Origin of the sequence: Dactylosporangium maewongense, assembly GCF_039531485.1 — a bacterium.
In the GTDB taxonomy this organism is placed as follows: Bacteria; Actinomycetota; Actinomycetes; order Mycobacteriales; family Micromonosporaceae; genus Dactylosporangium; species Dactylosporangium maewongense.
In genome coordinates this window covers 203,806-217,237 of record NZ_BAAAQD010000014.1, presented here as the reverse complement: position 1 = coordinate 217,237, position 13,432 = coordinate 203,806, and the positions used below count along the sequence as shown (strand labels likewise).

Here is a 13,432-nt window from a genome sequence, read left to right as displayed (position 1 = left end):
GGTTGGTGCTGGGGCAGGATTGCGGCATGAGTTTCGTGACCACAGGGTTCGGGGGGCGGCGGCGTCCGCAGGAGCCTGACCTGCCGCCGGGGCAGTATCTCGCCCACGACTTCCCCGTGCTGTCCGCCGGGCCGACGCCGAAGTTGAGCACGGACCGGTGGGAGTTCGTGATCACCACCGAGACCGGGGCGCGGACGACGTGGACGTGGGCGGAGTTCACGGCGCTGCCGCACGAGGACGTCACCGTGGACATCCACTGCGTCACGAAGTGGTCGAAGCTGCAGACCGGCTGGCGGGGTGTCGCGATCGACACGCTCATGCAGGACGTCGAGTCGGCCGCCGACTTCGTGATGGCACACTCCTACGACGGCTACACCACCAACCTCCCCCTGGAGGACCTCCTCGACGGCCAGGCGTGGGTGGCCTACCGCTACGACGACGAGCCGCTCACCCCCGAGCACGGCGGCCCCGCGCGGCTGCTGGTCCCGCACCTGTACTTCTGGAAGTCCGCGAAGTGGGTGCACGGCCTGCGGTTGATGCTGGAGGACGAGCCGGGCTTCTGGGAGGCGGCCGGCTACCACGACTACGGAGACCCATGGCGCGAGCAGCGGTACCAGGGAGACTGAACGGTCCGGAGCGGAGCGGAGGAGCCGTGCAGCATGGGCACAGTCCGGAGGTCAGGCGGCCGGAGCGCAGCGGAGGGCGACTGACCTGGCGTAAGGCGACGCTTCTGGAGGCGCGGTGGGAGACGTCTTCGGCGCGGACCCTGGTCTTCGACGTCCCTGACTGGCCAGGGCACCTGCCAGGGCAGCATGTCGACCTGCGGTTGACGGCCGAGGACGGTTACACGGCGCAGCGCAGCTACTCGATCGCGTCGGCGACGGGTGCTGCCGCGTCGGGTGCCGCCGCGTCGGGTCTCGCTGCGCCGGGTGGCGACGGGCTGGGGGCGGGTGTCGTGGAGATCACCGTCCAGCGGCTCGACGACGGTGAGGTCAGCCCGTTCCTCGCTGACGTCTACGACGTCGGCCAGCCCATCGAGCTGCGCGGGCCGATCGGCGGCTGGTTCGTGTGGCGACACACCGACCCCGCCCCGGTCCAGCTGGTCGCGGGCGGCTCCGGCATCGTCCCGCTGATGGCGATGATCCGGTCCCGCGCGGCGCACGGCGTGCGGACCCCGTTCCGGCTGCTCTACTCGGTGCGGACCCCGCAGGACGTCATCTACGCCAACGAGCTGCGCGAGCGGGCCCGCGACGACCGCGGTCTCGACGTGCAGTTCATCTACACGAGGGTGCGCGGCTCCCGGATCGGGGTCGCCGACGTCAACACCCACGCCTGGCCGGCCGACTTCGCCCCCGCCGTCTTCGTCTGCGGCCCGACCGGCTTCGTGGAGACCGCCGCCGACGTCATGGTCGCCCTCGGCCACGACGCCAGGAGCATCCGGACCGAACGCTACGGCTGACGCCACCCGGGCAGCACCACCGACCCCGGCCGACCGCAGCCGGGGCGTCCGGCGGCGGCGCGGCCTGTCCGGGCGATGCGGGCCGCTCACGAAGGATGCGGCCCGCATCAGCAGCGGAGCTACATGATGCCGAGGTAGCGCTCGCGCTCGAACGGGGTGACGACGCGGCGGTACTCTTCCCACTCGGTGCGCTTGTTCTTCAGGAAGAAGTCGAAGACGTGCTCGCCGAGGACCTCGGCGACCAGCTCCGAGCCGGCCATGGCGTCGACGGCCTGGGACAGGTTCTCCGGCAGCGACTCGTAGCCGGCGGCGCGGCGCTCGCCGTCGGTGAGGGCCCACACGTCGTCCTCGGCGCCCGGGGGCAGCTCGTAGCCCTGCTCGATGCCGCGCATGCCGGCGCCGAGCATGACGGCGTAGGCGAGGTAGGGGTTCGTGGCGGAGTCCAGCGAGCGGACCTCGACGCGGGCCGAGTTGGGCTTGCCGTAGGCGGGGACGCGGACCAGGGCGGACCGGTTCGTGTGGCCCCAGCAGACGTAGGCGGGCGACTCGGTGATCCGGTTCGGCACCGACTGCGGGAAGAGCCGCTTGTAGGAGTTGACCCACTGGTTGGTGATCGCGGTGTACTCCCGCGCGTGCACCAGCAGGCCGGCGATGAACGCCTGGCCGACCTTCGACAGCTTCATCGGGTCGCTCGCGTCGTGGAACGCGTTGCGCTCGCCCTCGAACAGGGACAGGTGCGTGTGCATGCCGCTGCCGGGCTGGTCGGTGAACGGCTTCGGCATGAAGGTGGCGTGCACCCCGTGGGAGAGCGCGACCTCCTTGATGACGTGCCGGAAGGTCATGATGTTGTCGGCGGTGGTCAGCGCGTCCGCATACCGCAGGTCGATCTCCTGCTGGCCGGGCGCGACCTCGTGGTGGCTGAACTCGACCGAGATGCCGATCCGCTCCAGTGCGAGGACCGCCTGGCGGCGGAAGTCGCGGGCGACGGCGTGGGTGGTGTGGTCGAAGTAGCCGCCGGTGTCGACCGGGGTCGGCACCGAGCCGCGCTCACCCAGCGACTCCAGCAGGAAGAACTCGATCTCGGGGTGGGTGTAGAAGGTGAAGCCCTTCTCCGCCGCCCGCGACAGGGCCCGGCGCAGCACGTGGCGCGGGTCGGCCCACGACGGCGAGCCGTCGGGCAGGGTGATGTCGCAGAACATGCGGGCGCTCTCCCCCGACATGCCACCCTCGAACGGGAACACCTGGAACGTCGTCGGGTCCGGCTTCGCGACCATGTCCGACTCGTACACGCGGGCGAAGCCCTCGATCGCCGAGCCGTCGAAGCCGATGCCCTCCTCGAACGCCGACTCCAGCTCGGCCGGCGCGACCGACACGCTCTTCAGCGTGCCGAGCACGTCGGTGAACCATAGGCGCACGAAGCGGATGTCGCGCTCTTCGAGCGTCCGGAGCACGAACTCCTGCTGACGGTCCACGGTGGTTCCCCCACGAGCTGCGGTATTCGGCTGATTCGGGCAAGTCTCGCCCGGACGTGTTACGCCCAAGTTACCGGACCTACCCATCCCACCCCGCACTGGAGTGAACGTCACAGGAGCACCCCGTGCGGCGTTGGTCCACACTTGAGGCATGCCACGGTTGCGCCTCGCGCTCGCCCAGATCGACCCGACCGTCGGGGACCTGCCCGGCAACTCGTCCCTGGTGCACGGCTGGACCAGCAAGGCGGCCGGTGCGGGCGCGCACGTCGTCGCGTTCCCGGAGATGATGCTGACCGGGTATCCGGTCGAGGACCTCGTGTTCCGCCGGTCCTTCGTCGCCGCCTCCAAGCGGGCTGTCGACGACCTCGCCGCCCAGCTCGCCGGCGACGGCCTCGGCGAGACCGTCGTCATCGTCGGCTACCTCGACGCCGACGAGGCCGGCCCGCGCAACGCGCTCGCGGTGCTGCACCGCGGCACGCAGGTCGCCACGTACTTCAAGCACCACCTGCCCAACTACGGCGTCTTCGACGAGGACCGCTACTTCGAGCCCGGCGACACCCTCACCGTCATCCGGGTCGGCGGCGTCGACATCGCCCTCACCATCTGTGAGGACCTGTGGCAGGAGGGCGGCCCGTTCGCGGTCGCCGCGGCCGCGAAGGTCGGCCTGGTCATCAACATCAACGGCTCGCCGTACGAGCTGAACAAGGACGACACCCGCCTGGCGCTCGTCGCCCGCCGGGCCGCGGAGGCGCGGGCGACCATCGCCTACGTCAACACCGTCGGCGCGCAGGACGAGCTGGTCTTCGACGGCGACTCGATGGTCGTGCGCCCCGACGGGTCGCTGATCGCCCGGGCGCAGCAGTTCGCCGAGCAGCTCATGGTGCTCGACCTGGACCTGCCGGCCGCGGAGCCGGTCCCGCCCGTCGTCGAGGACGCCGAGATGCGGGTCGTCAACGTCCTCATCTCCGACAGCGTGGTGGCCGCCGACCAGCCGGCGCCCGCCCCGGAGATCGCCGCCCGCGTCACCGACGAGGCCGAGGTCTGGCAGGCGCTCGTCGTCGGCCTGCGGGACTACGTGCGCAAGAACGGCTTCCGCGGGGTCGCGGTCGCCCTCTCCGGCGGCATCGACTCCGCCGTCGTCACCGCCATCGCCTGCGACGCCCTCGGCCCGGCCAACGTCACCGCGGTGTCGCTGCCGAGCGGCCACTCCTCGCAGCACTCCAAGGACGACGCCGAGGACATGGCCCGCCGCACCGGCCTGGACTACCGCGTCGAGCCGATCCAGCCGATGGTCGACGGCTTCCTGGCCAACATGGCGCTGTCCGGCCTCGCTGTGGAGAACCTGCAGGCCCGCGTCCGCGGCGTCATCATGATGGCCATCTCCAACCAGGAGGGCCCACTCGTCCTCACCACCGGCAACAAGAGCGAGCTCGCGGTCGGCTATTCCACCTTGTACGGCGACTCCGTCGGCGCGTTCAACCCGCTGAAGGACGTGCCGAAGACGCTGGTGTGGAAGCTCGCCCGCTGGCGCAACGAGGAGGCCGAGCGGCGCGGCGACGTGCCGCCGATCCCCGAGCGCTCCATCTCGAAGCCGCCGAGCGCCGAGCTGCGCCCCGGCCAGCTCGACAGCGACTCGCTCCCCGACTACGAGGTCCTCGACGCCATCCTCGCCGGGTACGTCGACGGCGACCTCGGCCGCGACGACCTGATCGCCGCCGGCCACGACCCCGCCGTGGTCGACCGCACCCTGCGCATGGTCGACCTCGCCGAGTACAAGCGCCGCCAGAGCGCCCCCGGCACGAAGATCTCCATCAAGGCCTTCGGCCGCGACCGCCGCCTCCCCATCACCAACCGCTTCCGCGAGACCCCCTCCTGACCCGCCCGGCCCGGCGGGCCCGGCCCACGTGGACGGCCCAGCACCGGCTCGGATAGACATTGCGCGATCTACCCCCGATTCAGAGATCATCTTGGGGGCGGATCGCGCAATGCCAATGGCGCAAAAGCCGCATTCGAGGGCATTGATCAACGCCTGTCGCAGGTGGTCGCGGGCGGTCGGGGCGTCGCGGGCGCCGGGGCGTCGCGGGCACCGGAAGCCGACTGGCGGGCGCAGGGTGTGCCGGACGTCTTCACCGCGCTCCGGCGAGCAGTTCGCAGTAGGTTCCCTGCCACCCGAGCATCCGGAATCGTGGGAGACCCCCACCCGAACCACCGCGGCGACCCGCCCTCGGGATGCGGCGCGCACGCGGGTGAGGCTGCCGCGCGTCAGCGCCGGCAGTGCGCCGCGCAGCGGCGCATTGGGGTGCGGGTGAGAATCCCCGCCGGGACCCGCCGCGCCAGCGGTGGGGCGGCAGCACAGCACAGTGAGATTCAGCATCCGTACTGCCGGAAGGTGGGGTGCGGTGCGACCATCGGGGGTGTAAGGCCCGGGGACCCCACGACGGGGCCTCGAGGAACCCGAAGGAGGACAGTGATGTCCGAGGTTCAGTCGCTGTACGGCGGTGCCGTCAACCGCCGGGTGCGCACCAGGGACCTGCTCGCCGCCAAGGAGCGCGGGGAGCGGTGGCCGATGCTGACGTCGTACGACCAGTACACGGCGGGCATCTTCGACGAGGCCGGCATCCCGGTCCTGCTGGTCGGTGACTCGGCCGCGAACAACGTGTACGGCTACGCCTCGACGGTGTCGGTCACCGAGGACGAGCTGCTGCCCCTGGTCAGGGCCGTGGTCCGGTCCACGCGGCGGGCGCTGGTCGTCGGGGACCTGCCGTTCGGCTCGTACGAGGAAGGGCCGGCGCAGGCGCTGCGGACCGCGGTGCGGTTCATGAAGGAAGGCGGCTGTCACGCCGTCAAGCTGGAGGGCGGCGTGCGGGTCGCGCCGCAGATCGCCGCGCTGACCGGGGCCGGGATCCCGGTGATGGCGCACATCGGGTTCACGCCGCAGAGCGAGCACACCATCGGCGGCTACCGGGTGCAGGGCCGCGGGGACGCCGCCGACGAGGTGGTCGCGGACGCGCACGCGGTCGCGGAGGCCGGCGCGTTCGCGGTGGTCCTGGAGATGGTGCCGGGCGAGGTCGCCAAGCGGATCACCCACGAGCTGCGGATCCCCACGGTCGGGATCGGCGCCGGCGGGGACACCGACGCGCAGGTCCTCGTCTGGCAGGACATGGCCGGGATGCGGACCGGGCGGATGCCGCGGTTCGTCAAGCAGTACGCGGACCTGGCCGGCGTGCTCGGCGACGCGACCCGGGCGTTCGCCGACGAGGTGCGCTCCGGGGTGTTCCCGGCCCAGGAGCACACCTTCTAGCTGGCCGTCGGGGGCGCCGGTCGTACACCGGCGGAAACGGCGAACCGCTCAGCGCTCGGGACGCGAGCCCGGCCGGCGCAGACCCTGTGACATCTGCGCCGGCTGGTCGGGCTGCCCTACAGGGAGACCTCGAGCTTCTCCAGGCCTCTGATCACGAATCCGGGCTTCCACTGCGGCTCCCGGTCCAGCCGCAGGCCGGGGGCCTTCGCCAGCAGCGCGCCGAACGACGCGGCCAGCTCGATCCGCGCGAGCGGCGCGCCGAGGCAGTAGTGGATGCCGGCGCCGAAGGAGATGTGCGGGTTGTCGCGGCGCTCGATGTCCAGGCGCTCCGGGTCGGTGAACACGGCCGGGTCGTGGTTCGCCGAGCCGAACAGCAGCGCCACCTCCTGGCCCTTGCGGATGGTGTGCCCGCGCACCTCGATGTCCTCGAGCACCCACCGCTCGAACATCTGCAGCGGCGTGTCGTAGCGCATCAGCTCTTCGATCGCCGTCGGTAGCAGCGCCGGATCCGTCCGGAGTTTCCGCAGCTGATCCGGGTTGCGGAACAGGGCCCACCAGCCGTTGCCCGTCACGTTGACGGTCGCCTCGTGCCCGGCGTTGAGCAGCAGCACGCAGGTGCCGATGAGCTCGTCCTCGCTGAGGCCTTCGACCGCGGTGAGGGCGCTGATCAGGTCGTCCTGCGGGTCGCCGGCGCGGTGCCGGGCCAGGCCGCGCAGGTAGTCGGAGAACTCCTCCGCGGCGCGGACCGCCGCGGCCGCCGTCTCCCGTGGCGGATTCAGCTCGTACATCCCGCAGATCGCCGCCGACCAGGGGCGCAGCAGGTGCCGGTCCGGCTCGGGGATGCCGAGCAGCTCGGCGATGACGGTCACCGGGAGCGGCTCGGCGACCTCCGCGATCAGGTCGCCGCCGCCCTTGGCGACGAACGCGTCGACGAGGCCGTCGGCGAGCCGCTGCACCACGGGCCGCAGCGCCTCGACCCGCCGCGGCGTGAACGCCTGCGACACGAGCCGCCGCAGCCGGGTGTGGTCGGGCGGCTCGCGGTCGAGCATGCCGTTGTTGTTGAGCGTCCAGAACGGCTCGTCCTGCGGCGGCGGGGGCGTGCGCCCCATCTCCTCGTGCGTGGCCACGTGCAGGTAGGTGCGGCCGAGCCGCCGGTCCCGCAGCAGCGCGTTGACGTCCTCGTGCCGCGACACGAGGAACTGGCCGCTCGGCTCGAACCAGCTGACCGGGTCCTGTTCCCGCAGCCGCCGGTACCCCTCGTAGGGGTGCGCGACGAACGCCGGCGACCACGGGTCGAAGGCGCTCACAGGTCCGTCACCCGTACGCCGGCGTGGACCTTGTACCGCTTGTTGATCGCGATCAGGTTGGCCGTGAGCGCCTCGACCTGCCCCGCGTTGCGCAGCCGGCCCGCGAACACGCCCCGCATGCCGTCGACCTTCCCGGCGATGGCCTGCACCTGCAGCGCCGCGTCGCGGTCGTCGCCGAGGACGAGCACGTCCAGGTCGATCTTCTCGATCTCCGGGTCGGTCAGCAGCGCGGCGCTGACGTGGTGGAACGCGGCGCACACCCGCGCCTCCGGCAGCAGCGTCGCGGCCTGCTCGGCGGCGCTGCCCTCGGCCACCGGCAGCGAGAACGGCCCCTGCTTGTCGAACCCGAGCGGGTTGACGCAGTCGACCACGATCTTGCCGCCGGTCAGGTGCGGCGCCAGCTCCGCGACCGTCGCCGCGTGGCCCTCCCACGGCACCGCGATGACCACGACGTCGGCCTGGCAGGCGAAGGCGTTGTCGCCGCCCTCCGCCGGCTGCTGGATGCCCGGCAGCGCGTTGAGGTCCTCGGCGGCCTGCGCCCCGCGCTCCGTGGAACGCGACCCGAGGACGACCCGCAGGCCCGCCCTGGCGAACCGGTACGCGAGCCCGCGCCCCTGCGGGCCGGTGCCACCGATGATGCCGACCCGCAACGCCGAGACGTCGGGCAGTTCGATCTGGTCGTAGGTCATGACTCAAGTCTTACCGTGCTGAAGAGCACCTTGCGGCTGGCGGGGTCCGCAGCTGTGAGGATTACCCGGATCCGCTCCCCCAGCGGCAGCCCGTCGCCCTCGCAGCGGGCCCGGACCGCCGGCTCGTCGAGGGCGATGTCCGCCCGGTGCTTCTCGACGTCCAGCACCGCCGCGTCGAACTCCTCACCGATGCGGTGCTCCAGCAGGACGGCCTCGACCAGGTCGATCGCGCCCCGCTCGGCGGCGTTGGCGACCCGGTCGGTGCGGCTCATGACCTCCGGCAGCCGCGGCAGCGCCTCGCGCGCCCACCCCGGCACCTCGGCGCCGTTGTGCAGGGCCAGGCAGACCTCGGTGACGTACCGGTCGGCGAGGCGCCGCAGCGGCGCGGTGACGTGGGCGTACGGGGCGGCGACGGCACCGTGCAGCGGCTGCTCCGGCCGCGCGCCGTCGAACGGGGTGTAGCCGGCGCCGCGCATCATCTCGGCGGCCTGGTCGATGAGCGCCGCCGCCCGCGGGTCCATCGGGTCGAGCGCCGCGATGACCTCGCCCGGGCCCTGCCCCTCGGGCCAGTCGAGCCGCAGTGCCTTCGCCGCCAGCCGCAGCCTGCGCACCGCCTCCTCCTCCGGCGGCGGCATCGTGCGCAGCAGCCCGATGCCGTGCTCGAGCATGATCTGCGCGGCGGCCATGCCCGTCAGGAGTGAGATCTGCGCGTTGTACTCCTCGACCGGCACCGGCCCGCGGATGGCGAGCCGCCAGCCGTCGCCGTCGGGCTCGATCTCCTGCTCGGGCATCGGCAGGTTGATCGCGCCGCGCTCCAGCCCCTTGCCGGTGAGGAGCCGGCCGATCTCCGGCAGGAGACTGATCGACGCGTGGGCCCGGCCGGCGTCGACGTCGCGCTGGACCTGCTCGTAGCTCAGCTTCGCCCGGCTGCGGACCGTCGCCCTGCGCACGTCGACCGCCGTGGTGGTGCCGCTCTGGTCGATGTCGATCGTCCACAGCACGGCGGGCCGGTCCTGGTCCGGCAGCAGGCTGGCGGCGCCCTCGCTGAGCACCGCAGGGTGCAGCGGGACCTTGCCGTCCGGCAGGTACACCGTCTGCCCCCGCCGCCAGCTCTCCTGCTCGATCGCGGGCGCGTTGCCGGTGAACGCGGCGACGTCGGCGATGGCGTAATACACCCGGTAGCCGCCGTCGCGCCGCTGCAGGAGCAGCGCCTGGTCGAGGTCCTTGGACGTCGGCGGGTCGATCGTCACGAACTCGAGCGCCGTGCGGTCCTCGCGGTCGTCGTGCGGGTCCTTGGCGGCGGCTTCCGCCTCCCGATCGGCGGCGTCGGGGAAGCCGGTGGGCAGGTCGAGCTCTCGGCGCAGCCCGGAGAAGTCGATGCGTGCGGCTCGGATACGTCGTAAGGCCACCGCACAGTCTTACCACCGGCACCCCGTCACACGGCAGCGCCACGGTCCCTCGTTCCGGACCGTGGCGCTGCCGTGTGGTTGTCGCTGTCCGCCGTTACGGGCGGGCGAGGCTCGCCCAGTCCTCGGGCGTCATGCTCGCGGCCTCTTCGACGTTGTTGCCGTTCTCGCGGCCGGGGATCGCCTCGGTGGCGGCACCACCGGCGGGCGCCACCGGGGCACCCTCGACGTCACCGATGCTGCCCGCGTCGAGCCCACCCTCGGACACGACGGCCGGCGGGGTCGCCGCCTCCGCGGGGGCCGGCGCGCTGGCGGCCGGAGCCGGCGTGTCGGAAGCCTCCGGGGCCGCCTTCTTCGCCGCCGTGGACCTGGCCGCCTTGCTCGGCGCGGCCTTGGCGGCCGTGGCCTTGCTCGGCGTGGCCTTGGTGGCCCTGGTGGCCCTGGCCGCCTTCGCGGGGGCCGCCTTGGCCGCGGCCGGCGCCGCCGCCGACTCGGTCGCCGCCGGGGTCGCCTCGGTCGCCGTCGCCTCCGTCGCGGCCGGGGCCGGCGTCTCGGTGGCCGCCGGGGTCGCCTCGGTCGCTGCCGACGCGGTCTCGGTCGCCGCCGGCGCGGTCTCGGCCGGGGCCGGGGTGGCCTTGGCCGCGGCCGACTTCGCCGCCCTGGCCGGGGCGGCCTTGGCGGTCTTCGCCGGGGCTGCCTTGGCCGCCTTCGCCGCCTTGGCCGGGGCCGCCTTCGCCGTGGCCTTGCTCGGCGCCGCCTTGGCAGCGGTCGCCTTCGCGGTGGCCTTGGCCGCGGGGGCCGTGGCGGTGGCGGGCGTCGCCGTCTCCGCGGCGGCCGCCGTGCCCGTGGCCGCGGCCGCCTTCGCCGGGGTCGCCTTGGTGCCGGTCGCCTTGGCGGCCGTCGACTTCGCAGCCGTCGACTTTGCGGCGGTCGACTTGGCGGCCTTTGCCGGGGCGGTCTTCGTGGCCGGGGTCGCCTTGGCGGTGGTCGCCTTGGCAGCCGTCGACTTGGCGGTGGTCGCCTTGGCAGCCGTCGACTTGGCGGTGGTCGCCTTGGCAGCAGCCTTCGCCGGGGCCGCCGCCGCCGTCTTGGCCGGAGCCGCCTTCGCCGTGGCCTTGCTCGGCGCCGCCTTGGCAGCGGTCGCCTTCGCAGCCGTCGACTTGGCGGCGGTGGCCTTGGCAGCGGTCGTCTTCGCGGCGGTGGCCTTGCTCGCGGTCGCCTTCGTGGCTGCCGCGGGCGCCGCCTTGGCCGTGGCGGCCTTCGCCGGGGCCGCCTTCGCCGTCGTCGCCTTCGCCGTCTTGGCCGGGGCTGCCTTCGCCGCCGTGGCCTTTGCCGTCTTGGCCGGGGCCGCCTTGGCCGTGGCCTTGCTCGGCGCCGCCTTGGCCGCCGTCGACTTCGCGGCGGTCGTCTTGGCAGCGGTCGCCTTCGCGGCGGTGGCCTTGGCGGTGGTGGCCTTCGTGGCCGCGGGCGTCGCCTTGGCCGCACCCGCCTTAGCCGGAGCCGCCTTCGCCGTGGCCTTCGCCGCCGTGGCCTTGGCCGCCGTGGACTTGGCTGCGGTCGCCTTGGCAGCCGACTTGGCCGGAGCCTTCGCCGGAGCCGCCTTGGCGGTCGTCGCCTTCGCAGCGGTGGCCTTGGCGGTGGTGGCCTTCGCGGTCTTCGCGGGGGCCGCCTTCGCCGCCGTGGTCTTCGCAGCGGTCGCCTTGGCCGCCGCCTTGGCCGGAGCCGCCTTCGCGGTCGTCGCCTTGGCGGTCGTGGCCTTCGCGGCCTTCGCGGGGGCCGCCTTCGCCGTGGCCTTGGCGGCCGTCGCCTTCGCGGCGGTCGTCTTGGCAGCGGTCGCCTTCGCGGTGGTGGCCTTGCTCGCCGTGGCCTTCGTGGCCGCCGGCGTCGCCTTGGCCGCACCCGCCTTCGCCGGAGCCGCCTTCGCCGTGCTCTTCGCCGCCGTGGACTTGGCAGCGGTCGCCTTGGCAGCCGACTTGGCCGGAGCCTTCGCCGGAGCCGCCTTCGCGGTCGTCGCCTTCGCGGTCTTCGCGGGGGCCGCCTTCGCCGCCGCGGACTTCACGGCTGCCTTGGCGGGGGCGGGGGCCGACTTGGCCGCAGCGGCGGTCTTCGCCGGAGCCGCCTTCGCCGCCGCGGACTTCGCCGCCGCGGACTTCGCCGGGGTCGCCTTCGCCGTCGTCGCCTTCGCCGCTGCCGTCTTGGCAGTGGTGGCCTTCGCCGCCGGAGTCGCCTTGGCCGTCGTCGCCTTCGCCGCCGTCGACTTCGCTGCCGGAGTCGCCTTCGCGGTGGTGGCCTTGGCTGCCGTCGACTTCGCGGCAGGGGTGGCCTTCGCCGTGGCCGCCTTCGCCGCCGTCGACTTCGCTGCCGGAGTCGCCTTGGCTGTGGTGGCCTTGGCGGCCGTCGACTTCGCTGCCGGGGTCGCCTTCGCCGTGGTCGCCTTAGCTGCCGTGGACTTGGCGGCGGGGGTGGCCTTCGCGGTGGTGGCCTTGGCCGCCGTCGACTTCGCGGCGGGGGTGGCCTTCGCCGTCGTGGCCTTGGCGGCCGTGGACTTCGCGGCGGGGGTCGCGGACTTGGCCGCGGTTGCCTTCGCGGCCGGGGTCGCCGACCTCGTCGTGGCCCGGCCGGTCGTGGACTTCGCCGCCGGAGCCTTCGCCGCGGAGGCGCCCGTCGTCTTGGCCGCCGGGGTCTTCGCGGTCGTGGTGCCCGCGGCCTTCGCAGCGGGGGTCTTCGCCGCGGAGGCGCCCGTCGACTTCGCCGCCGGAGCCTTCGCCGCGGAGGCGCCCGTTGCCTTGGCCGCCGGGGTGGCCGACTTCGCCGCCGCCGACCTCGCTGCCGGGGTCTTCGCCGCGGAGGCGCCCGTCGACTTCGCCGCCGGGGTGGCCGCCGTCGCCGACTTGGTGGACGGGGACTTCGCGGCAGTGGCCGTGGTGGCGGTGCCGGTGGCGGTAGCCTTGGAAGCGGCCGGGGTCGTCTTCGTCGCGGTGGCCCGCTTGGCGGCGGGGCGCGCCGCCCTCGTGGACCTCGGCGACGACGAAGACGGGGACGCGGCGGCGGGAGCCGCCGTCGTGGAAGCCTCGGACGTGGCTGCCGGGGTGGTGGCGGTGGGCTGGGCCACCGTCGAGCTGGTCGCGCGCCGGCGGGGAGCGGCGGCGGCGACGGTCTTCGCGGCCCTGGCGGGGGTCGCGGTCAGTGCAGCGTCCGCTGCGGGAGTTGTCGTGGCCGCGCTCGTTGCGGCCGATCTCGTGGTGGCCTTCTTAGCTGCGGCCATCGTGGTCCTCCTGGAGGAGTTCTCCCGCATCCTGCGGGATGTTCGCGGTTGGGTTGTGCGGATGGAGACGGGTCGGACCGGAGTCGTATGCCGGGGCGGTTCGCGGTCGCCTTCGGCTCCGACGTGTTGCTAGCGCTTGCCTTCCCACCGTTCGTCTTCGGCATCCCACGCCTCGTTGCGTTGCTGGACTGTTTCCAACGCCCGCTGCGCTTCTGACGCCGAATCATAGGGGCCGAGTCGATCCCTTCCGGCGCACATGTCTGCCTCGGACTCGACCCGATGGTGGGAAAGGCACCAGTAGTACCGCTCAGCACCGCTGCTGCTCATGACATCACTGTGCACCGCAAATGAAACACGCGCCACCGAAACCGGCAAATAGCTGGTTGGGATTCCACAGTAGACGCAACCGCCCGACTCCGGGAGCGGACGCCCGCAGAAGGTCCGGAAGTCGTCGCGAACCACCCATCGGGTTGCCGGAAATCCTTGTGCGTCAACGATTCCGTGAATGGGCCGGCGGCGGCGGACGGCTCGCG

11 protein-coding genes are annotated in these 13,432 nt (G+C 73.1%); 5 read left to right on the top strand and 6 right to left on the bottom strand.

Annotated elements, in window-relative coordinates:
• Window positions 1–26: 26 nt before the first annotated feature.
• Both ABD332_RS32845 and ABD332_RS32840 read left to right on the top strand, forming a co-directional pair.
• A complete protein-coding gene (locus tag ABD332_RS32845; protein WP_344506223.1) occupies window positions 27–626 on the top strand; it encodes a sulfite oxidase-like oxidoreductase in 600 nt (199 codons plus the stop codon).
• A gap of 26 nt (window positions 627–652) precedes the next feature.
• Entirely contained in the window at window positions 653–1,459 is an 807-nt protein-coding gene (locus tag ABD332_RS32840; RefSeq protein ID WP_425552324.1) for a ferredoxin reductase, read from the top strand.
• 119 nt (window positions 1,460–1,578) lie between these two features.
• Here ABD332_RS32840 and glnA read toward each other — a convergent pair whose 3' ends face one another.
• Window positions 1,579–2,931 (bottom strand): type I glutamate--ammonia ligase, encoded by a 1,353-nt coding sequence (glnA, locus tag ABD332_RS32835; RefSeq protein WP_344506222.1) that lies wholly within the window; start codon window positions 2,929–2,931, stop codon window positions 1,579–1,581.
• Window positions 2,932–3,082: 151 nt separating this feature from the next.
• Between glnA and ABD332_RS32830 the strand changes: the two genes are divergently transcribed.
• Window positions 3,083–4,807 carry an NAD+ synthase gene (locus ABD332_RS32830; RefSeq protein ID WP_344506221.1) on the top strand — a complete coding sequence of 575 codons (1,725 nt, stop codon included), beginning with the start codon at window positions 3,083–3,085 and terminating at the stop codon, window positions 4,805–4,807.
• A 594-nt stretch (window positions 4,808–5,401) separates the two neighbouring features.
• Window positions 5,402–6,232, top strand: a complete 831-nt coding sequence (gene panB / locus ABD332_RS32825; RefSeq protein ID WP_344506220.1) for a 3-methyl-2-oxobutanoate hydroxymethyltransferase — start codon at window positions 5,402–5,404, stop codon at window positions 6,230–6,232.
• A 116-nt stretch (window positions 6,233–6,348) separates the two neighbouring features.
• On the opposite strand, the gene ABD332_RS32820 is transcribed toward panB, so the two are convergent.
• From ABD332_RS32820 to ABD332_RS32805, 4 genes are all read right to left on the bottom strand, one after another.
• Entirely contained in the window at window positions 6,349–7,539 is a 1,191-nt protein-coding gene (locus tag ABD332_RS32820; RefSeq protein WP_344506219.1) for a cytochrome P450, read from the bottom strand.
• Window positions 7,536–8,228, bottom strand: a complete 693-nt coding sequence (gene npdG / locus ABD332_RS32815; protein WP_344506218.1) for an NADPH-dependent F420 reductase — start codon at window positions 8,226–8,228, stop codon at window positions 7,536–7,538. Before npdG ends, ABD332_RS32820 begins: the two co-directional genes overlap by 4 nt.
• Window positions 8,225–9,637: an RNB domain-containing ribonuclease gene (locus tag ABD332_RS32810; RefSeq protein ID WP_344506217.1), complete on the bottom strand. Its 1,413-nt coding sequence runs from the start codon at window positions 9,635–9,637 to the stop codon at window positions 8,225–8,227. The genes npdG and ABD332_RS32810 overlap by 4 nt, the downstream gene beginning before the upstream one ends.
• Window positions 9,638–9,731: 94 nt before the next feature.
• Entirely contained in the window at window positions 9,732–9,902 is a 171-nt protein-coding gene (locus tag ABD332_RS32805; protein WP_344506216.1) for a hypothetical protein, read from the bottom strand.
• 58 nt (window positions 9,903–9,960) lie between these two features.
• Between ABD332_RS32805 and ABD332_RS32800 the strand changes: the two genes are divergently transcribed.
• Window positions 9,961–13,032: a hypothetical protein gene (locus ABD332_RS32800; protein WP_344506215.1), complete on the top strand. Its 3,072-nt coding sequence runs from the start codon at window positions 9,961–9,963 to the stop codon at window positions 13,030–13,032.
• Here ABD332_RS32800 and ABD332_RS32795 read toward each other — a convergent pair.
• Window positions 13,029–13,226: a hypothetical protein gene (locus tag ABD332_RS32795; protein WP_344506214.1), complete on the bottom strand. Its 198-nt coding sequence runs from the start codon at window positions 13,224–13,226 to the stop codon at window positions 13,029–13,031. The genes ABD332_RS32800 and ABD332_RS32795 overlap by 4 nt on opposite strands.
• Between the last annotated feature and the right edge of the window lie 206 nt (window positions 13,227–13,432).